This is a genomic window from Pyxidicoccus fallax, assembly GCF_012933655.1.
GTDB classification, from domain to species: Bacteria; Myxococcota; Myxococcia; order Myxococcales; family Myxococcaceae; genus Myxococcus; species Myxococcus fallax.
In genome coordinates, this window is sequence record NZ_JABBJJ010000080.1 from 1 (window position 1) to 20,173 (window position 20,173).

The following is a 20,173-nucleotide window of genomic DNA, read 5'->3' on the forward strand; positions in this document are numbered from 1 at the left end:
CCCCGAGGGCACCCAGACGACCGGCGCCGCCTAGCCGCTCCGGCCGCCTGAAGAGGGCGCCTGACTGAAAAAAGCCGCCGTCCTGGCACTCCGCCGGGGCGGCGGTTTTCTTTTTCTCTCCGGGTTTTCGCGTTTTTTACCGTGGACGACTTGACGCTCATGGCGCGCTGCGTTAACTACTGGTCTCGTAGTCGACGCACCTGGTTACCGCCCGGCGTGAGCCGGGATAGGGGAGGACGGTAATGACGACCAAGAACGAGACGACCGAGACGAAGACGGCTGAGACGACCCCGGCGGCGACGGAGACCGCGAAGGTGGCGGCCCTGGCGCAGAACGTGGAGAGCTTCCTGAAGGCGCAGCTCGCGGTGGCGCAGAAGCGCATCGAGGAGCTGGAGACCGAGGCCCAGAAGGTCGTGAAGACGCTGGAGAGCCGCGGCCAGGAGGCGGCGAAGGAGGCCCAGGCGCTGTGGGGCAAGCTGCAGGCCGGTGAGCTGCTGGCGGACCCGCGCGTGCAGGAGCTGGGCAAGAAGGTGGAGTCCGCCCGGGCCGAGCTGGGCAAGCGCCTGGACGGTATCCAGACGAAGGTGGTGGAGGCCGTGGGCGTCGCCAGCCAGGCGCAGCTCAAGGACCTCAACAAGGAGCTGGCGAAGCTGTCGCGCAAGGTGGACGCGCTGCTGAAGCCCGTGCGCCGCGGCTCCAATGGCGCCGCCAAGTCGGCGAGCAGCCCCGCGTCCGCGCCGCGCGCCTGATTGCGGCGCCCGGTATATGACGGAGAGTGGCACCTCTCCTTTCCGCGGGTGGACCGACGGAAGGGGGAGGGCTCACCGTCGTTCCCTTCACGTCGGGGGTGTGCTTACTTGGAACGTCCCCCGACCTTTTCCGGGCCGCATGGCCCGGTGGACCCTCCCGGAGAGACTCCATGGACAACAAGCCCGAGGCCCCCCGAGAGAAGAACGCCGTCGCGGAGACCTTCGAGCGGCTCTGGAGCCAGGCCCTGCTCGCGGTGAACACGGCGGAGGAAGAGGCTTCCCGCGCCGTGCAGCGCGTGGCCCAGGTGGCCGGCTGGAGCCAGGAAGAGGTGAAGCGCCAGGCCCGTGAGTTCGCCGAGCGGCTGACGGGACACCGCAGGGATTTGGAGCACAACGTGGAGGAGCGGGTGCGCCTGGCGCTCACCCGGCTGAAGCTGCCCCGCCGTGAGGAGCTGGCGTCATTCGGCGCGCGGCTGGACCGGCTCGCCGAGCGCATCCAGGAACTGGAGCAGCGGAAGTGAAGGCCCCCGCCCAGACGGGCGGGAGGTCACTCGGCACGCGCTTCTTCGAACATCTCCACGCCCTGAGTTCCGGCTGCTCCCGGCTCCCGCTGCTGGCGGGGGTGGCGCTCGTCGTGTCCGCGCGGGTCGTCCCTCTGCTGGACCAGCGCCAGGTATTGCCGGTGGTGCCGGAGGCGGTGGCGGCGGAGCACTCGTCGCCCGAGGCGGCCCTCATCGACGCGGTGCTCGTACGGCGCTCCCCGGACCTGGGCCTCACCCTGCGCCGGCAGCTCGGGCAGGCCATCGCCGAGGAGGCCCGGCTCGCGGCGTATGACCCGCTGCTGATCCTGGCCATCATCGACGTGGAGTCCGACTTCGAGGAGGAGGCCATCTCCGAGAAGGGGGCTCGCGGGCTGATGCAGATCAAGCCCAGCACGCTGCACTTCCTGGCGGGGAAGGAGGGCCTGCGGCTGTCGCGCGAGGAGGTGACGGCGGACCCCGCACTCTGTGTGCGCCTGGGCATCCGCTACCTGCGCTCGCTGCAGAAGAGCTTCGGTGGCGATCTGGACCTGGCGCTGATGGCCTACAACGCCGGCCCCACCCGCATCCGCAACGCCATCAAGGCGGGGGAGCTGGAGCGCTTCAAGCGCTACCCCCGGGCCGTGCGCCGCGACTTCCGGCGCTTCCGCGAGGGCCACGGCCTGGGCGGTGACTGGGCCCTGGCGCAGCGCGAGGTGCCCCCGGAGCCCGTCCAGCCGGCCGCCCCCTGAGCGGGCGGCGGTTGAATCTCCGGGCGGCACGGCCGCTCCAACGAGGGCACGCGCGCCTTGTCCCGTCCCCCGGGGTGCGCTAAGCGTTTGCAAGTGCCCGGGACTGTTGGAGATTCCCAGGAGACCACCGCATGAACCGCTTGTTCAGGAGCACCGCTCTCGCCGCCGCGCTGGCCGTGGCTCCCACCGGGGCCCTCGCCGGGTCCGTCTACCTCAACGGTGTGAAGATCGACGGTGTCACCAACCAGAAGTTCGAGAAGGCCACCGTCCGCATCGACGAGGCCGGCAACGTCCACATCGACGCGCCCGGCTACGCGGCCCGCGTGACGACGGTGGCGCCGCCCGCGGCCCCCGCTCCGGCGGCGCAGGTGCCCTCGGCGGCCCAGGCCACGGCTCCCGCGACGCTCCCGGCCCCGGCGGCGCAGGCGGTGCCCGTGGCGGGCACGACGGCCCCCGCGAGCGCGACGGCTCCGGCGGTGGCCACGGCCCCGGCGGCGCCCGCGCGCATCACCCAGCGCTACTGGCTGGTGACGGAGCAGACGGTGCCGGGGATGACGGAGTACGACATCGACGTGTTCGTCAACTCCCAGTGGCTGCGCAAGCTGCGGAGCAACGAGGAGCAGGTCGTGGTGGACATCACCCGGCACCTCCAGCCCGGGGCGAACAGCATCACCCTCATCGCGAAGAAGGGCGTGGGGACGCGGCGCAGCAACTCGCCCGGGCACGTGTTCCGGGTCATCATTGGCGAGGGGAACGAGGGCGGCGGGAACGTGATGATCGACAATCCCCTCATCCGCTTCCACAAGACGGCGGCGGATACGCAGGACGCCACGCAGGAGTACACCCTCACCACGCGCTGACGGGTGGGGGCCGCAGGCCCAACGGGAGACCACCGTGTTCAACCTCGACGAGCGCTACCGCGGGCTGCCCGCCACCCGGGAGCAGATTCTCGCGCTGCACACCTCGCTCAACACGCCGCACGTGGCCATCCCCGGCAAGCAGGCCGGGCCGGCGCAGGCCTTCGTCGTGGGCATCCGCGGAGGGCAGGGCGCGGCCGTCTTCGTGTACCTCTATCTGGCGGAGGCCGCGGACTGCGCGGTGTACCTGTCCGGCCGCCGCAACACGACGGCGGACGAGTACCGCGAGGACGAGGGCGACGCGCTCGCCTTCGTGGAGTCGCTCGGGTTCATGATGGATGACGCCAACTGGCGCGCCGCGGCTCCGGCCCAGCAGGACGAGTGGCTGAAGACGCTGCCGGTGTTCTTCAAGGACCCGAAGCTCGTGCCCGCCGTGGTGGCGCGCGCCGAGGAGAAGAAGAACGTCACCACCACCCTGGGCCGCTTCCTGGCCGCATTCTGAAGTCGTACCTCGCACCCCCCACTCGCAGAGACTCCACCACCCCCATGTCCCGCCTCGCCCTCGCGTCCGCTTCGCTCGCGCTGCTGCTGGTGTCCGCCGGTTGTGCCCACACCCCCACGGAGAGGGAACGCCGGAGCGCGGAGATCCACTACGACCTGGCGCTCCAGGCGCAGCAGGCGGGAAACCTGCAGGACGCGCTTCGCGAGCTGAACGTCTCGCTGGAGAACGACCCGGACTACCCCGAGGCCCACAACGCGCTCGGCATCCTCCTGCACCTGTCGTTCCGCCGGCCGGAGGAGGCCATTGGCCACTACGAGCGCGCGCTGAAGGTGCGCCCCAACTTCTCCGAGGCGCGCACCAACCTGGCCAACGTGCACCTGGACCAGGGCCGTTACGAGGAGGCCATCAAGCTGTACGAGCAGGTCCTCAACGACATGCTCTACCCCACGCCGTACATCGCCCAGGGCAACATGGGCTGGGCCTACTACAAGAAGGGCGACACGGAGCGCGCGCTGGAGAGCATCAAGGCGGCCGTGACGACCAACCCCTCCTTCTGCCTGGGCTACAAGAACCTGGGAATCATCTACGACGAGACGGGGCGCACGGACGAGGCGTGCCGCCAGTTCACCCGCTACCGGGAGAACTGCACGGACGTGGCCGACGCGTACCTGCGCGAGGGCGTGTGTCAGGCGAAGCGGGGGCAGGTGGACGCGGCGAAGGAGGCCTTCACGCAGTGCGAGGCCAAAGCGAAGCCCGTTGAACATGCGCTGAAGGATGACTGCCGGAGGTTGCTGGAAAAGCTCTAGCCGGTTGGCTATCTGGGGCCCGTGGACCACGTCGAATTCGGCAAGTACCTCAGCCAGCAGCGGGAGCTCCGCGGGCTCTCGCGCGACGATGTCGCGCGGGAGACGAAGATTCCCCCCACGCTCATCGCGGCGTTGGAGGCGGGGCAGGTGGAGCGGCTGCCCTCGCGCATCTTCGTGGTGAACTACATCAAGGCGTACGCGCAGGTCATCGGCATGTCCCCCGAGGAGGCGGTGCTCCGCTACGAGGAGGTGGACAAGGCGGTGCCGGCGCCCGCGCCCGCGCAGCTCGAGCGGGAGCGGCGCAAGCGGGCATACGTGGGCCTGTCGGCGCTGCTGGTGGTCGTGGCGCTGGGCGTGTACCTGTTCCTCGTGCTGAGCGGGAAGCTTCCCTCACCCTTCGTGCGTTAGTTCATCCTCATGGAGCGTTTCGACGACGACGCGCTCGTGCTGTCCACCCTGGACTACGGGGAGACGGACCGGCTCGTCACCCTGCTGACGCGTGAGCACGGAAAGCTGACGGCCTTCGCCGCCGGAGCCCGCAAGAGCAAGCGGCGCTTCGCGGGCGCGCTGGAGCCGTTCATGCGCCTGCGCGTCCACCTCGTGGAGACGCGCGGCAGCACGGTGCGGCTGGACTCGGCGGACATCGTCGCGGGCTACTACTCGGCGCGCGAGGACCTGTCCCTCATCGCCCGCGCGCTGTACGCGGTGGAGCTGTGCCGCGAGCTGACGAGAGACCACGAGCCGCAGCCGGAGCTGTTCGCCCTGCTGGAGGACTACCTCGTCCGGCTGGACGCGAAGGAGGCGGGCCCCACGTCGCTCCTGGCCTTCGAGCTGTCCGCGCTGGCGCACGCGGGGCTGATGCCGCGCTTCGATACGTGCGCCCTGTGTGGCGGCGAGCCGGGAGAGCGGCCCCGCTTCGACCAGGCCCATGGCGGCGCGGTGTGCGAGCCCTGCGGCGGCCGCGCGCGGGAGGCGGTGGCGGTGCCGGTGGCGCTGCTGACGGGCCTGCGCGCCATCCAGGAGGGCCAGCGCCTGCCGCTGCCGCCGGACCTGCGAGCACGGGCGCGGGGGCTGCTCAACGTCTTCATCTCGCACCACCTGGGCCGGCGTCTCAAGAGCGTGGACTTCATGGCCCAGGTGGGCCTGGACTGACGGGCCACACGCCCGGGCCGTGGGAGGCGCGATGCGCGAGGGGACGGTACCGCCGCTGGACGTGGTGTGCTTCGGCGAGACGCTGGTGGACTTCCTCCCGTCGGAGCCGGGCAGGGCCGTGCGGGACGTGCCCCTGTGGCGCCCGTGCACGGGGGGCTCGCCGGCCAATGTCGCGGTGGGGCTGGCCCGGCTGGGGCTGCGCCCGGCGATGCTGGGCGTGGTGGGCGCGGACGAGTTCGGCCACTTCCTGCGCGAGCGGCTGGCCGCCGAGGGCGTGGACGTGAGCCACCTGCGGCAGACGCGGGAGGCGCGCACCGGGCTGGTGTTCATCTCGGTGGACGCGCGCGGGGAGCGCAGCTTCACGTACTTCCGCACGCGCTCGGCGGAGTTCCTGCTGGGCGCGGCGGACGTGGACGCGGACTTCCTGCTGCGCGCGAAGGCGGTGCACTGCGGCTCCAACTCGCTGCACCTGCCGGAGTCGCGCGAGGCCACGGTGCGGATGCTGGAAGTGGCGCGCGGCGCGGACCGCATCGTCAGCTGCGACCCCAACCTGCGCCTGCACGCGTGGGAGGACCCGAGCGAGCTGAAGGGCCTCCTGGGGCGCATGCTGCCCCTGTGCACGGTGGTGAAGCTCTCCGAGGAGGAGCTGGGCTTCGCCACCGGGACGGACGTGCCGGAGGAGGCGCTGGCGCGGCTGGCGGCCCTGGGCGTGCCGTTGCCGGTGGTGACGCTGGGCGAGCGGGGCGCGGTGCTGCTGTGGAAGGGCGAGCGCGTCCACGTGCCGGCGCCGCGCGCGCGGGTGGTGGACACCACGGGCGCCGGGGATGGCTTCGTGGCGGCACTGCTGCACGGGCTGGTGCGGTGGTACGGCGGCGCGCGGGCGCTGTCGGGCGCCACGCGCGAGGAATTGACGACGCTGGCCACGTTCGCCTGCGAGGTGGGCTCGCGGGTGGTGGAGCGGTTCGGCGCGGTGGATGGACTGCCCCGCGCCGAGGACGTGGCGGCGGTGATGCCTATTCGGGCGTGACGCGCGCGACGACGCTGTCCGTCCAGGAGTAGCCCGTCACCGGGCCCGCGCCGAAGTCCACGGTGCCCGACAGGCGGCTCCAGAGGATGGCGTCCCTCGGGCCCGCGGCGGCGACGCGGTACGCGGCCTGGTTGTTGGCGTCGCCGAAGCTCCGGCTCCAGCGCGTCTGGCCGGCGCGGTCCAGCTTCGCCACGAAGATGTCGTCACCGCCCGCGCTCACCCGCGCGGCGTCGCCGAAGTCGACGGTGCCCTGGAAGCCGCCGGTGATGAGGGCGTTGCCCGCGGCGTCGAGGCTCACGTCGTAGCCCCAGTCCGCGCCCGGACCGCCGATGCGTCGGCTCCAGCGGTGATGACCGGCCCCATCCAGCGACATGACGAACACGTCCAGGTTCTGGCTGGTGAGCGGGCCACCGCCGAAGTCCACCGTATCGGTGAAGGCGCCCGTCGCCACGAGGTTGCCCGTGGCATCCGCGGCGAGGCGCCACGCCGACATCCTCTCATGGGGGCCGAAGCTCTTCGCCCAGAGCGGCTCGCCGCGGCGGTCCAGCTTCAGCACGTAGGCGTTGTAGCCGTCGTCGGTGACGAGCGGGGTGCCGTTCCAGCTCACCGCGCCCATGAAGCCGCCGCTCACGAAGACGTTGCCCCGGCCGTCCACGGCGAGCGAGCCGAGCGTGCTGGTGCCCACGTCGTATTCCGTGTGCCACTCCGTCCGGCCCCGCGAGTCCAGTCGTGCCACGAACTGGTCCGACGAGCCCTCCGCCGCGACCGGGCCGCCGCCGAAGTCGATGACGTCGTTGAAGTAGCCCGTCACGAAGACGTCGCCACGCGGGCCCACCGCGAGGGCGCCAATCTGCTGCTGACCGCCGTCACCGAAGCAGCGGCTCCACACGTGCTCGCCGGCGGAGCTGAGCTTCGCCACGAAGGCGCGTGGATTGCCCGGCTGGCCGGGGCAGGGAAGGGCGCCACCGCCGAAGTCGAGCCCGCCCCAGAAGTCACCCGTGATGACGAGGTTGCCCGCGGCGTCCACCTCGATGGCGGAGGGCTGCTGGTAGAAGTCCCCGAAGCGCTTGCTCCACAAGAGCTGTCCGCGCGGGTCGAAGCGCGCGACGACGATGTCGCCGCTGGAGATGCCCACGAGGGCGGCGTGGCCGTCCGGCTGCACGGCGAGACCGGTGATGCCGTCGATGCCTCCGAATGGCGTGCTCCACGCTCGGGAGCCCGCGAGCTCGGAGGTCTGCTGCGAGGGAGTCTCCCGCGTCGCGTCGGCTTCAGGCGCTTCAGCAGCGGCACCACCGCAGCCAGTCATCGCGGCCGCGAGGAGGACCGCGGAACCCAGGAAACGAGAGGTCATTGTCATGGCCGGGAAGCTAGGAAAGCGCGAACGTCGCCTGCAAGGACTCGGCAGGGAGGCGTCATTGGGCGGCGACACCCCACCCAAGCTCCATGCGTGCCCCGCGTTCCGGGGGCGTGGAGTCACCGCGCGAGGCCTGGGTGCGTCGCCTCATGGCAGCCTCGGCGAACCGTCGCGTGGGGCGTGCCAGGGCGTGCGGGTCCGCTCCTGGTGGGACGTTCCGCGCCACTCGCTCATGTGTACTGGCGGACGGTATCGAGCTTCTTGCACAGCGCCTCGACTTCCTCCTTCGTCGCGCCGAGCCGCTTCATCATCATCCGCTCCGTCGCGAACTCGGGGGCGGGCGTGTCCCGGGGGAAGTACTTCGCGAGCACCTTCTCCGTTCCACCTCCGCTGCCCGCCGCGTTGTGCGACAGGACCGCGACGCGCTCGTAGGCCTCGCGATAGCGCTGGCGCACCGACTCGGGCGTGTCGGGGCTCGACAGGGCTTCGCGCAGGGCCTCCACCTCCACGGTGAGCCGGAGGAGGACGTGGATGATGGGCGCGACGGAGTCGTCCCTCATCAGCTTCTGGAGCAGCGCCATGGTGAGGGACTCGGAGGTCATCGCGTCTTCGTCATGGAAGGGGGCCATGGGCTGATTCTAGGGGAGCCGGGCAGGCAGGCGGGGCTCGTGCCGGGCCACGCGGAGTGGAAGAATCCGGGGGCTCATGGCCGCCCAGCCCGCCCACAGCCCCGCGCCCGAGGAGGAGGCCCCGACGCCGGCCTCCCTGTCGCTGCCGAGCATCCCCGGCGACACGCCCGAGGACGCGGACACGTCCTGGCTGCGCGAGGTGTACCAGGGCGACCGGCTGCCCCAGCTCACCGCGCGCGCCGTGTTGCTGGGCGGCGGCATCGGCGCCACCACCTGCGCCACCAACCTCTACGCGGGCCTGAAGCTGGCCGTCGTCTTCCCCGTCGCCATCACCGCCGCGCTGCTCGCGCACTCGGCGCACGGGGCCCTGCGCCGCCTCGCCCCGGGTGTCTCGGGGGCGCCGCTGTCGCCGCTGGAGACGTGCTCCGCGCAGGCGGTGGCGTCCTCGGCCGGCTATGCCACCGGCGGCGCGCTCATCTCCGTGCAGGGCGCGTGGCTGCTCACCACGGGCAGCCATCCGCCGGGCTGGGCGCTGTTCGCGTGGACCCTGCTCCTGTCCGCGCTGGGCGTCTTCTTCGCCGTGCCCCTCAAGCGGCGGCTCATCGACCACGAGCAGCTCCCCTTCGCCACCGGCACCGCCGCCGCCGCCACCATCCGCGCCCTGCACACGCCCGGCTCCGGGCCCCGGCTCGGGCCGCGCCTGCTCGGTGTCGGAGGTGTGGTGGCGGGGCTCGTCACCTTCGTTCGCGAGGGGCTCGGCCGCCTTCCGTACGTGATTCCATTCCCCGGCGCGCTCGCGGGCGTTCCCCTGGAGCGCCTGGGCTTCGGGCTGGAGACGACGCTCCTGACGGTGGGCGGGGGCGCGCTGCTCGGCCTGCGCCTCACCGCCTCGTGGCTGCTGGGCGCGGTGCTCGTGCATGGTGTCCTCGCGCCGCGCGTGCTCTCCGCGGGCCTCGTGCCGTCCGACGGGGACTTCCTCGCGTGGAGCCTCTGGCCCGGGACCGCCGCGCTGACCACCGCGTCGCTGCTGCACTTCGCGCTGGAGGGCCGCGTGCTGGGCCGCGCGCTGCGAGGGCTCCGCGCGGGTGGCGCAAGGACGCCACACCCCGTGGACGCGCTGCAGGTGCCGGGACGCTGGGTGCTGCTGGGCGTGGCCGTGCTGGGGCCCGCGATTCTCGCGGTGGCGCATGTCGGCTTCGGCGTGCCCGTGGCCCACGCGGCGCTCGCGGTGGCGCTTTCCTTCGTCCTCTGCCTCATCGCCTGCCGCGTCACCGGCGAGACGGATGCCACGCCCGTGGGGCCGCTCCAGCAGGTGACGCAGCTCACCTTCGGCGCGCTGCTGCCGCGCAACCTCGAGGCGAACCTCGCGACGGCCGGCATCACCGTCAACTCGGCTTCGTCCGCCGCGGACCTGCTCAGCGACCTCAAGACGGGCCACCTGCTGGGAGCGCACCCGCGACGGCTGTTCCTCGCGCAGCTGCTCGGCACCGTCGTCGGGGCCGTCGCCGTCGTCCCGCTCTTCTTCCTGCTCGTGCCGGACCGCTCGGTGCTGGGCAGCGAGCGCTTCCCCGCGCCCGCCGCCGCGATGACCGCGGGCATGGCGCAGGTGCTGTCCAACGGCCTCGGAAGCCTGCCGCCCTCCACCCGCGCCGCGGTGCTGTGGGCCGCGCTGCTCGCGGCCGTCCTCGCCCTGGCTGAGCGCCTGCTCCCCGAGCGCTGGCGCCGCTGGGTGCCTTCACCGCTGGGCATGGGCCTGGCCTGTCTCGTCCCGGCCTCCACCGCGCTGGGCTTCTTCCTGGGCGCGCTGGCCGCGGCGGTGACGCGGCGCGTGCGCCCGTTGACCGACGGCGGCGTGGTGACGCTGGCGGCGGGCCTCATCGCCGGGGAGGGGCTCGTGGGCGTCGCCATCGTGCTGACCCAGGCGCTCTGGTAACGTCCCCCATCTCCCATGCGCTGTCCGGTCTGCCACCGCCGCCTCGCCACCGGCGCGGCGTGTCCCGTGCATCGCCAGCGGCCCCCGACGGGCCCTTCCGTCGAGCCATGGGCGCCTCCGGACGTCCCTGGCTTGAGCCGCGCGGCCCTGCTGGGCACGGGGGGCTTCTCCCATGTCTTCACCGCGTACCGCGAGGAGGACGGGCGCGAGGTGGCCCTCAAGGTGGGCCTGGGCCCGCACCATGAGCGCTTCGCCCGCGAGGCCGCCGCGCTGCGCCGCGTGAAGCCTCCCACCGTGCCCGAGTTGCTGCGGCACGGCACCGTCCGGGGCCGCCCCTTCCTGGTGCTGGAGCGCCTGCATGGACAGACGCTCGCCGCGTGGATGGCGGCGCTCCCAGGCACCGGCGCCGCTTCCGTGCCGCGCGTGCGCGAGCTGCTCGCCGGCCTGTGCTCGGCCCTGGAGCGCGTCCACGCCGCGGGGCTGGCGCACCGCGACCTCAAGCCGGAGAACATCTTCTTGCGCGAGGGCGGCGCGCTCAGCCTCCTCGACTTCGGGCTCGCGCGCTTCCTCGACGAGCCCGGTGACAGCGCGAGCACGGACGAGGAGGCCCCGGGCTTCACCCCCCTGGGCCAGCGGCTGGGCACCACGCTCTACATGGCGCCCGAGCAGTGCCTCGATGCTCGTGGCGCCGACGCCGCCGCGGACGTGTATGCGCTCGGCATCCTGCTCTTCGAATTGCTCACCGGCGCGCCGCCCTTCACCGGAGGTCCGGAGGAGATACGCCACGCCCACGTGAGCCTGCGCCCGCCGCGCGTCTCCGAGCGCGCGGCCGTGCCTGTCGCGCTCGACGAGGTGCTGCGCCGGTGTCTGGCCAAGTCACCCGTGGACCGCTTCGCGCGGGCCGCCGACGTCCGCTTCGCCTTCGAGGCCGCGTGCCGCGAGGAGGTGACGGGTTCGCCATCCCTGCTGGCCGCCGGACTGACTCCGACCCCGACACCCTCGTCGCTGGGGGCGGGGAGGCGGCCCGTGGCGCTGCTCGGCGTCCGCGCGGACCTGGGCGTGGACGCGCTGCTCGCGGCCGTGGAGCCCCAGGGAGGAACGCTCGCGCGCGTGGGGGCGCGGGGCTACGTCATCGCCTTCTCCGAGTCCCTCTCCGCCGAGGCGAACCTGCGCGCGGGCGCGCTCGTCGCGCGGCGGCTGACGGAGGAGGGAAGGGCCGCCACCGTCCTCCACCTCGCCGAGCTGTACGTGTACCCGGGCACCACCCTCACGCGCGTGGCCGGTGCCGCGCTGGAGGCCGTCGGGGACTGGTGGCCCGGAGACCTCGCGGCGGGAGAGGCCCGCGTCACGCCCGCCGCGGCCAGGCGTCTGGGCGCGGGCTCCACGCGGTCCGAGGAGGGAGACTCGCGCCTGCGGCTCCATGATGGCGGCGCGTCCTCCTCCTCCGAGGCTCCGCCCGTGCTGGGACGCGAGGAGGTGCTGGCCGCGCTGGAGGCGGAGGCGGCCCGGAGCCTCGACGAGGGCGTGCCCGGACTCTGCGTCCTGACGGGCGACGTGGGGCTCGGCAAGTCGCGACTGCTGGAGCTGCTGGGCACGCGGCTGGAGTCGCGGGGACGCGCCCGCGTGGTGCGCCTGCGCGCGCCGCCTCCGGACTCCGTCGCCCGGGAGTCGCTGCACGACACCATGAAGGCCGCCTTCGCGGAGCCGGACGCCGCGCCCCTGGCGCGCGTGCCTCCGCGCAGACCCGTGCCGCTGGCGGACTCGCGCCATGCCGCCGCGAGAGACCTCGCCGACTCCCTCCGCCAGCGCGCCCGGGAGGCCCCGCGGGTGCTGCTGGTGGACGATGGCCACCTCGCGGACCCCACCAGCCTCGACGCGCTGGAGGTGGCCACGCTCGCCGGTGCGCGCGCGCCGCTCTGGGTCTGCATCGCCGCGCGTCCCGCGCTCCTCGGCCTGCGTCCCCACCTGGGAGAGCGCAGCGCGCTCGTCACCCGTCACGCGCTGCCTCCGCTGTCGCCCGAGGCCAGCCGCGCCCTCCTGCTGCGCCTGCTCCGGCCCGCGGAGCACATCCCCGAGCCGGTGCTCGCGCGCCTGGAGCGGCTCGCCCAGGGCGTGCCCCTGTCGCTCGTGGAGCTGGCCGGCGCGTTGCGGGCCGCGGGGGCGCTGCGCACGTCTCCCGGCGGGGGTTGGTACATCGCCCCGGACGCGCTGCTGGACGTCTCCGTCACCCCGCTGTTCGAGCGCCTCGCCGCGCGCGCCCTCGCGGGGCTGCCCGAGGCGCACCGGGAGCTCGCGCGGCTGTGCGCGGTGCTCGGCACCGAGGTGGAGGTCTCCCGCGTGGACGCGGTGCTGCGGCACCTCGACGCGCAGCTTCCTCCCGAGCGCGAGGCCCCGCTGGACGCGAGCGCGGGGCTTCAGCGGCTGGACGCGGGCGCGGGGCTCCAGCGGCTCGCCCGCTCGGGGCTCCTGCGCCCGGCGGGCCCGAGGCGCTTCGCCTTCCGGCATCCGCTGCTGCGCGAGGCACTGGAGGCGCTGCTGCCCCCGCCCGCGCGCCGGGCCCTGCACGCCGCCGCGCTGCTGGCCACGCCCGGGGACGGACTGGCCGAGCGCCTTCGCCGCGCGCACCACGCCGCCGCCTGTGGCGCCCACGACGAGGCCTCCGTCACCTTCCTCGCCCTGGCCGAGGAGGCCCGCCGCTCCCACCTCTCCGTGGAGGCGGAGCAGCACTACACGCGCGCCCTCGCGCTGCTGCCGGAGAGCGACGGTGAGCGCCGGGCCCTCGCGCTGGCCGGACGTGGCCGGGTGCGCCACCGCCTCCAGCGCTTCCGCGAGGGGCTGGCGGACCTGTCCGCCGCGCGCGCCCTGGCCGAGGCCCGGGGGGACGTGGCCATGCAGGTGGACCTGTTGCTGGAGGAGGCCACCGCGCGAGACTGGATGGAGGATGTGGACGGCTCCACGGCGTGCACGCGCGAGGCGCTGGAGCGCATCGAGCAGCTCGACGACCCGCGCCTGTCCCTGCGCTGCACCCTGGCCCGCGGCCGGCTGCACGTGCGCCAGGGCGAGTGGGGCGCGGCGGCGCGCGTGCTCACCTCCGCGGTGGAGGGCGCGGAGATTGCCCGGGACCACGAGACGGGGGTGGTGTCCGGCGCGCTGCTGGGCTCGGCGCTGACGTTCCTGGACCGGACGGAGGAAGCCGCCGCGCGCTTCGAGGAGGCGCTCGTGCGCTGCGAGGAGGCCGGCGACGTGCTGCACCTGGCCGCCACCCTCATCAACCGCGTGTTGCTGTGGCTGCGCCAGGGCGACGTGAGACGGATGGAGGACGACCTGCGCCGCGCCATGGCCCTGGGCCGCGAGCTGGGCCACGCGCAGGTGGAGCGCTGGTCCACCTTCAACCTCGCCGAGGTGCTCTACATGCAGGGCCGCCTGGAGGAAGCGCTGCCGCTGGCCCGCCGCGTCCACGAGCTGGGCGTCCGCTTCTTCCGCGAGCACCCCGTGCCCACGGACGCGCTGCTGCTGGCCCGCATCGGCGCGGAGCTGGGCGACCTGGCCGAGGCCTCCCGGCAGCTCCGCTGGATTGAGACGCACTGTCCTCCGGAGTCCCTGCCACCCACCGCCGTCATGCGGCGGCTCGTCGAGCTGCAGGTGCGCGAGGCCCAGGCGGACGGCGTGGCCGCGGACTCCGCGGCCTGGCACGCACTGGCGGAGGAGGCCGACACGTACGCGTCCGCCGACGAGAAGGCCGAGCTGTTCCTCCAGGCCGCCCGGAGCGCGCTCCGGGCCGGACGCGGCGAGGAGGCTCGGGCGTGGCTGGAGCGGGCCGAGCGCGCCGTGGAGGGGGCCCCGCTGTGGCGCCCGCGCATGGAGTCCCTGAGGGCCGCCCTGTGCGCCGTGTAGCGCGAAATGTCACAGGCCGCCGGGGTTGTGACGTCCCACGCTACAAACCCGGACCTGGGACGGAAGGCAGCGCTCTCCGTGAGCTACGGTTTTCCAGTAGCTGGCTCGGCACGTGCTTGCCCCGGGGGCATCCCCACAACTCCCGTTTCCACCGGAAGGAAAGCTCCATGGCCATCCGTTCGTGTCGTCCGCTGCCAGTTTCCCTGTCCCTGCTGGTGCTGGCCCTCTCGGGCTGTGGCACCGCCCTTCACGGAGAGGACGCCCCGGCGCTGGGCTCGCGGGAGTCGGAGATTCGCATCGCGAACTCGCTCACCACGGACGCGCTGGTCCTCAACGCCATCTCCGCCAACCCGGAGTCCAACGGCCTGCTGGCGACGTGGCCGCTGCAGGCCCTCTTCGACCCGGCGACGGGGCATGCCAACACCCGCCGGCGGCTGCATGACCCGGACGCGCAGCGCTTCATGAGCTACCTGGTGGGGTGCGCGCTGTCGGACACCCAGAGCCTCACCTGGTACGACCCGCGACCGCCCACCCCGGGCGTGCGGCAGTGGGTGGGACAGGCCGGACTGTGCCCGGAGTGGAAGAACTCGGCGCCCTCGCCGGGCTGCCTGCAGCGGGTGTCCGCGTGTCTCCTCGCGCGCAACAACGCCCTGGGCCACCGGGTGGAGCTGTCCATGCGCGGCGAGCACCCGCACAGCGTGACGGGGACCAACGTCTTCACGCTGGAGACGAAGACGCGCCCCGCCGACCACGACCCCGTCACCGCGCTGAAGTTCGACAGCTTCGAGACGTGCGGCCTGGGGGAGTCCGGCCCGCAGCGTGACTGCGGCTGGAAGCCGGACGGCATCGGCATCTGCGACGCGAGCGGCACGGCGCTGGTGGGCGCGGGCGCTCCGACGTCCTGCTCCGGCCCCGCGCCCGTGCTGGGCTCCAGCGGCGGGCAGGTGGTGCTCCGCGTCTGCGACGGCGTCCTCGGTTGTGACCATGCCAGCACCCGCAACCTGGGCGAGGCGACGGGGAGCTGCTCGGGGAGCGCCCCGGTGCCGGTGGTGTCCTTCAGCTGCACCCCGGGGCAGTACTTCAGCGTGATGACGGCGCCCTGGAGCAGCACGACGGCCCATCCGTCCGCCACCGTGGCGTCGTCGCCGGCCTCCGTCGTCCGCTACGCCCTGTCCGAGCGGCAGGTGTACGGCGTGCGCGAGGGCGCCTTCTACGGCAACCTGTTCGCCCCCATGAGCGGCACCGGGTACAACCCGGCGCTGGCCCAGGGCGTCAACGTCGACGTGGTGCAGGTGGACGGGCGGGGTGGCTACGAGGTGGAGGGGGACGACGTGCAGGTGCGCGGCTCCATCTACCGGAACATGTACTCCTGCTTCGACCCGGCGTGGTCGACCGGCGGGGCCTACGCCTCCAGCCGGCTGTGCGCGATGCCGAACACCAACCCCAGCCTGGGCGTCAACTGCGCCGCGACGGTGACGGGCGCGTGCTTCAACTCGCTCGCCCCGCCGTCGCCGGGCAGGTGCGCCGTCCTGGACGGGCCGCTCACCCCGGCGGACGGGGACTACGAGCAGTGCAAGGACCCCATGGGCGTCACCTGGATGTTCCCGGTGACAACCTTCCTCCACACCGCGTGCGACACGATGCCGAATGCGGACGGGAGCAAGCCCCCGTGCGCGCAGCGGTAATCGCGCGCGAAGCGAGAGCACATGGCGCCGGGTGGAGAAGAGTCCCTCTACGGTGAGGAGCTGGGAGCGGGGGCCCTGGTGGGCCGCTGGGTGGTGGAGCGCGTCCACTACCGGGGCCCCATGTCCACCCTCTACCGCGCGAAGGACCTCCACACCGGCGCGCCCGCGGCGCTGAAGGTGATGCACGCGCAGGTGGCCGCCACCCCCACCGCGCTGCGCCGCTTCCGCCGCGAGGCGGCCACGCTCCAGCGGCTGAGCCACCCGAACATCGTCGCGGTGCTCGGCCATGGGGAGCTGCCGGATGGCCGGCCCTTCATCTCCATGGAGTGGCTGGAGGGCAGGGACCTCGCCGCGGAGCTGGGCGCGCGGGGGCCCTTCACCGCGGACGAGGCGCTGGAGGTGGTGGAGCAGGTGGGCGCCGCGCTCCGGGTCGCTCACGGCGCGGGCGTGGTGCACCGGGACTTGAAGGCGCAGAACGTGGTGCGCCTGTCGGGGCCGGGCGAGGCGCTGCTCGTGAAGCTGGTGGACTTCGGCGTGGCCAAGGGGCTGACGCCGGAGGCGCCGGGGGCCTCCACGCTCACGCACACGGGCGTGGCGCTGGGCACGCCGCTGTCCATGGCGCCCGAGCAGATTCGCGGCGAGCCGCCCGACGCGCGCACGGACCTGTACGCGCTGGGCGTGCTCCTGTTCCAGCTCGTCACCGGGCAGCCACCATTCCTGGGTGCCACGCGGCACGAGGTGGAGGAGCAGCACCTGCACGCGCCCCCACCGCGCCCCGGCGAGCGCGCCCCCGTGCCCGCCGCGCTGGACGCCGTGGTGCTCCGCTGCCTGGGCAAGCGGCGCGAGGACCGCTACCCGGACGTGGACGCGCTGCTGGAGGAGCTGCGCGCCGCGGTGCGAGGCGGCCGCGCGCCGGCCCGGGCGGGACACGCGGTGGCGCTGTACGCGGAAGCCCGACTCACGGGCTCGCCGACCGCCGAGGCGATGCGGCGGATGGACGCGCTGCTGGAGCGCGCGGCGGTGGTGGCGCGCGAGGCGGGGCTGGAGGTGCGGGTGGAGGGCAGTGGCTGCCTTCTGGCCCTGGCCGCGCTGCCAGAGGACGTGGGCCACGAGCGGGCCCTGCGCGCGCGCGTGCTGACGGCCGCGCTGAAGCTGGTGGAGGGGGCCTCGGCCTCCCGGGACGTGCCCTCGGTGGCGCTGGCCATCACCGTCCACGTGGACCGGCTGCCGGCGGCAGAGGAGGCGGGCTCGCTGCTGCGCCTGCTGGAGTGGGTGTCCGAGTCTCCCGGCGGCGGGCTGGTGGCCACCGGCGCCGCGCTGAAGGAGCTGGACGCGGCCTTCCTCACGGAGCCGGGCGCGGGGCTGGGACTCTCCCGAGTCACCGGCCTCCGCTGACCCGCGCGCTCACGTCACGGCTTGATGCCGTGGCGGCGCAGCAGCCGGTACAGGTGGACGCGGTCCATGCCGGCGGTGACGGCGGCCTGGGCCACCTTGCCCTGGTGCTTCTCCAGCAGGGCGCGCAGGTAGCGCCGCTCGAAGTCGTCCACCACGCGGCGGCGCTGGTCGGCGTAGGGCTGGGACGGGTCCACCTCCGGCGGGGCGCCGGACAGCACCTCCTCCTCGGCGAGCTCCACGGCCTCCTCGAAGACGAGGCAGCGCTCCAGGTAGTTGCGCAGCTCGCGCACGTTGCCCGGCCAGGCCGCGTGCCGCAGCCGCGCGAGGAAGTCCGGCGTGCGCAGCGCGGCGGTCCGCTCGCGGTCCGCGCCCAGCGAGTCGAGGATGCCCTCCACCAGCATCGGCAAATCCTCCGGACGCTGGCGCAGCGGGGGCAGGGGAATGCGCAGCACCGCCAGCCGGAAGAACAGGTCCGAGCGGAAGCGGCCCGCGTTGACCTCCGCGCGCACGTCGCGGTGCGTGGCGGCGATGAGGCGCACGTCCACCGGCTGGTGCGTGTTGCTGCCCACGCGGCGAATCTCGCGGTTCTCCAGCACGCGCAACAGCTTGGGCTGCAGCTCCGCGGGCAGCTCGCCAATCTCGTCGAGGAAGACGGTGCCGCCCGTCGCCTCCTCGAAGGCGCCCACGCGGCGCTGGAGCGCGCCGGTGAAGGCGCCCTTCTCGTGGCCGAACAGCTCGCTCTCCAGGAGGTGCGCGGGGATGGCGCCGCAGTCCACGACGAGGAAGGGGGCGTCGCGCCGGCGGCTGGCCTGGTGGATGGCGAGCGCCGCCTGGCTCTTGCCGGTGCCCGTCTCGCCCTCCAGCAGCACCGTCACGTCACGCGAGGCCGCGCGCTCCATCATCGCGAAGCAGCCGCGCATGGCCACCGACGCGCCCACCAGCGTGCCGAAGCGCGTGTTCTCCGACAGGGGCAGCCGGTTGTTCTCCGCGCTGAAGTCGAAGCGCAGCACCACGCGCCCCAGCCGCAGGAGGCTGCCACTGCGCAGCACGCCCTCCAGCACCTGCACGCCGTCCACGATGACGCCGTTGAGGCTGTCCAGGTCCTTCACCTGCGGCCCCTTGGGGCCGATGCGCACCTCGCAGTGGAAGCGCGACACCGTGGAGTCGTCCACCGTGAAGTCATTGAGCGGGTGCGAGCCCACCGAGCACGTGTCCGCGGTGGACTCCCACTGCGTCCCCACCGCGGGGCCTTCCACCACGGTGAGCCGGAAGCGGCGCACCGTGGAGGCGTCATAGGGCTTGCGGCCATGCTCGTACGGCAGCGTCACGTGGAGTGCTTCTTCGTCCCCACCGGCCTCGGAGTCGCTCGTCCAGGGAGTCTCGCCCTTGTTGGCGTCGGGGGAGACGGGGGCCGCACGGGGCCGATCCAGTCCAGGCATGAAATTCAAGATATCACGGTCCCGTCCTCGGGGACCGTACCCCTGCCCGCGGGAACTGCTCGCGGAGCCCCCGGCACGGCCGCGTCGTACCGGCCGGGGCTCCGCGTACCCCCCTCGGGTAACTCGATGGTTCCTGTGCAACCCGTGACGGCAGAGCAGTGCAGCAGGCGTGCCGCGAGCGTCTCAGAGGGGAGGGCGCACCGAGCGTGACGGACAGCGCCACAACCCGGCCCGGGGTTGTGACGCCGGAGGTTACAGCCACGGGTTCGGAGCGACCGCGCGGGTGTCACCGGCAAGTGACTCGCTCGCGGGGGTTCGGGCGGTTCTGCTTCACTCCGCCTCCCCCCCTGACGCCCACCCCGATGAGGAAGACCGATGCGTTCCCAGTTCCTGAAGGCGTGTCTCGTGTCGATGCTGGCCCTGGCCACCGCTTGCGGCGGCGTTCCCGACGGTGACACATCGCCGGAGTCGCCCGTGGGCGAGAGCACCCGGGCGGTGCTCTACCCGCCGCCCGCGCCTGCCAGCGGCAACATCCTGGACAGCACCACGTACATGGGCCGGGTGAATGTGCCCGGCGCCATCCAGACGCAGTTCACCACCACGCCCCAGTACTTCTCCTTCAGCTTCCACGTGACGGGAGCCTCGACGGTGAAGCTGGAGGTGACGCACCTGGGCAGCAGCATGTACCTGGACACGGGGCTGTTCCTGTACGGCCCGCGCCGAGCGGACGGCAGCTTCGGCAACACGCTGCTCGCGGTGGATGACGACTCCGGCTACGGCCAGCTGAGCCGCATCAGCTCCGTGTCACTGCCCGCGCAGGGCGAGTACCTCGCCGTGGTGACGAGCGGCAGCGGCGCCGGCAAGAACTTCCGGCTCCAGGTGGACTGCCTGGGCGGCGCGTGCGTGACGCCGCAGCCGGCCCCGTCCGGGTACACGCTGCAGCTCGCCCAGCAGCCGCTGCCGCCGCACCTTGAGCAGACGATGACGAACGTCTACTGGGGCTGCGAGGGCGCCTGCAACGGTTGGCTGAGGGCCTACAGCTTCCCGTGGCCGTACACGGGCAACCCCACGCTGGCCATGGCCACGCGCGCCGTCCAGGCGATGCCGTTCTTCAGCCAGCGCGGCTACTACGCCACCGGCACCTTCCCGTTCGCCAACCTGGAGCCCCAGCTGCTGCCCATCTTCTCCACGTACAACGTGCCGCAGCAGGTGCTCTCCACCTACGGCAACGGCGTGGAGTCCGTGGTGGTGGCGTCCTACGCGAGCCCGCTGCAGGGCTCGGACTTCAACCTCTTCGTCATCCTGTTCCCGGAGTCACGCAAGGTGGTGACCATCGAGCAGGAGCACTTCTGGTGAGCCACGCCTGAGGCGTGGTGGGTGGACGGCGGCGGGCCCCCGGAACACGACGTCCGGCGGGCCCGTTCTCGTTTCCCACGCCATCACGGCACGGGTTCAGGGCCGCCTCTGTCCGGCCACCCAGG

17 protein-coding genes are annotated in these 20,173 nt (G+C 73.1%); 14 read left to right on the forward strand and 3 right to left on the reverse strand.

The annotated features are described in order from the left end of the window. Positions 1–242: 242 nt before the first annotated feature. The 9 genes from HG543_RS18505 to HG543_RS18545 all read left to right on the forward strand — a co-directional run bounded on the left by HG543_RS18505 (position 243) and on the right by HG543_RS18545 (position 6,363). Entirely contained in the window at positions 243–749 is a 507-nt protein-coding gene (locus HG543_RS18505; protein WP_169346123.1) for a hypothetical protein, read from the forward strand. A gap of 170 nt (positions 750–919) precedes the next feature. Further along, a complete protein-coding gene (locus tag HG543_RS18510; RefSeq protein ID WP_169346124.1) occupies positions 920–1,270 on the forward strand; it encodes a phasin family protein in 351 nt (116 codons plus the stop codon). Beyond that, positions 1,267–2,019: a transglycosylase SLT domain-containing protein gene (locus HG543_RS18515; protein WP_169346125.1), complete on the forward strand. Its 753-nt coding sequence runs from the start codon at positions 1,267–1,269 to the stop codon at positions 2,017–2,019. Before HG543_RS18510 ends, HG543_RS18515 begins: the two co-directional genes overlap by 4 nt. A gap of 131 nt (positions 2,020–2,150) precedes the next feature. After that, positions 2,151–2,879, forward strand: coding sequence for a hypothetical protein (locus HG543_RS18520; protein ID WP_169346126.1), 729 nt, complete (start codon positions 2,151–2,153; stop codon positions 2,877–2,879). A 34-nt stretch (positions 2,880–2,913) separates the two neighbouring features. Continuing rightward, entirely contained in the window at positions 2,914–3,378 is a 465-nt protein-coding gene (locus tag HG543_RS18525) for a social motility and stimulation tgl protein (protein ID WP_169346127.1), read from the forward strand. Between the two features lie 44 nt (positions 3,379–3,422). Beyond that, positions 3,423–4,184 (forward strand): social motility TPR repeat lipoprotein Tgl, encoded by a 762-nt coding sequence (gene tgl / locus HG543_RS18530; RefSeq protein ID WP_169346128.1) that lies wholly within the window; start codon positions 3,423–3,425, stop codon positions 4,182–4,184. A gap of 21 nt (positions 4,185–4,205) precedes the next feature. Then, positions 4,206–4,592, forward strand: coding sequence for a helix-turn-helix domain-containing protein (locus HG543_RS18535; RefSeq protein WP_169346129.1), 387 nt, complete (start codon positions 4,206–4,208; stop codon positions 4,590–4,592). A 9-nt stretch (positions 4,593–4,601) separates the two neighbouring features. Further along, entirely contained in the window at positions 4,602–5,336 is a 735-nt protein-coding gene (gene recO, locus HG543_RS18540) for a DNA repair protein RecO (RefSeq protein WP_169346130.1), read from the forward strand. Positions 5,337–5,367: 31 nt separating this feature from the next. Then, the gene (locus HG543_RS18545) at positions 5,368–6,363 is read left to right on the forward strand and encodes a carbohydrate kinase family protein (RefSeq protein WP_169346131.1); all 996 of its coding nucleotides are present in this window, start codon (positions 5,368–5,370) and stop codon (positions 6,361–6,363) included. Here HG543_RS18545 and HG543_RS18550 read toward each other — a convergent pair. Beyond that, positions 6,350–7,714: an SBBP repeat-containing protein gene (locus HG543_RS18550; protein WP_169346132.1), complete on the reverse strand. Its 1,365-nt coding sequence runs from the start codon at positions 7,712–7,714 to the stop codon at positions 6,350–6,352. The genes HG543_RS18545 and HG543_RS18550 overlap by 14 nt on opposite strands. 233 nt (positions 7,715–7,947) lie before the next feature. After that, a complete protein-coding gene (locus HG543_RS18555; protein WP_169346133.1) occupies positions 7,948–8,346 on the reverse strand; it encodes a hypothetical protein in 399 nt (132 codons plus the stop codon). A gap of 76 nt (positions 8,347–8,422) precedes the next feature. On the opposite strand from HG543_RS18555, the gene HG543_RS18560 reads away from it, so the two are divergent. The 4 genes from HG543_RS18560 (at position 8,423) to HG543_RS18575 (ending at position 17,253) form a co-directional block, all read left to right on the forward strand. Further along, the gene (locus HG543_RS18560; RefSeq protein ID WP_169346134.1) at positions 8,423–10,279 is read left to right on the forward strand and encodes an OPT/YSL family transporter; all 1,857 of its coding nucleotides are present in this window, start codon (positions 8,423–8,425) and stop codon (positions 10,277–10,279) included. 15 nt (positions 10,280–10,294) lie between these two features. Then, positions 10,295–14,173, forward strand: coding sequence for a serine/threonine-protein kinase (locus HG543_RS18565; RefSeq protein WP_169346135.1), 3,879 nt, complete (start codon positions 10,295–10,297; stop codon positions 14,171–14,173). Positions 14,174–14,340: 167 nt separating this feature from the next. Then, complete coding sequence (locus HG543_RS18570; protein WP_169346136.1) at positions 14,341–15,858, forward strand: hypothetical protein; 1,518 nt, start codon at positions 14,341–14,343, stop codon at positions 15,856–15,858. A gap of 21 nt (positions 15,859–15,879) precedes the next feature. Further along, complete coding sequence (locus HG543_RS18575; RefSeq protein ID WP_169346137.1) at positions 15,880–17,253, forward strand: serine/threonine-protein kinase; 1,374 nt, start codon at positions 15,880–15,882, stop codon at positions 17,251–17,253. A gap of 14 nt (positions 17,254–17,267) precedes the next feature. Here HG543_RS18575 and HG543_RS18580 read toward each other — a convergent pair whose 3' ends face one another. Then, on the reverse strand, positions 17,268–18,692 hold the full coding sequence (locus HG543_RS18580) for a sigma 54-interacting transcriptional regulator (RefSeq protein WP_169346138.1): 1,425 nt from the start codon (positions 18,690–18,692) through the stop codon (positions 17,268–17,270). Positions 18,693–19,067: 375 nt separating this feature from the next. Here HG543_RS18580 and HG543_RS18585 point away from each other — a divergent pair, with 375 nt between their 5' ends. Beyond that, the gene (locus tag HG543_RS18585) at positions 19,068–20,048 is read left to right on the forward strand and encodes a hypothetical protein (protein WP_169346139.1); all 981 of its coding nucleotides are present in this window, start codon (positions 19,068–19,070) and stop codon (positions 20,046–20,048) included. Positions 20,049–20,173: the final 125 nt, after the last annotated feature.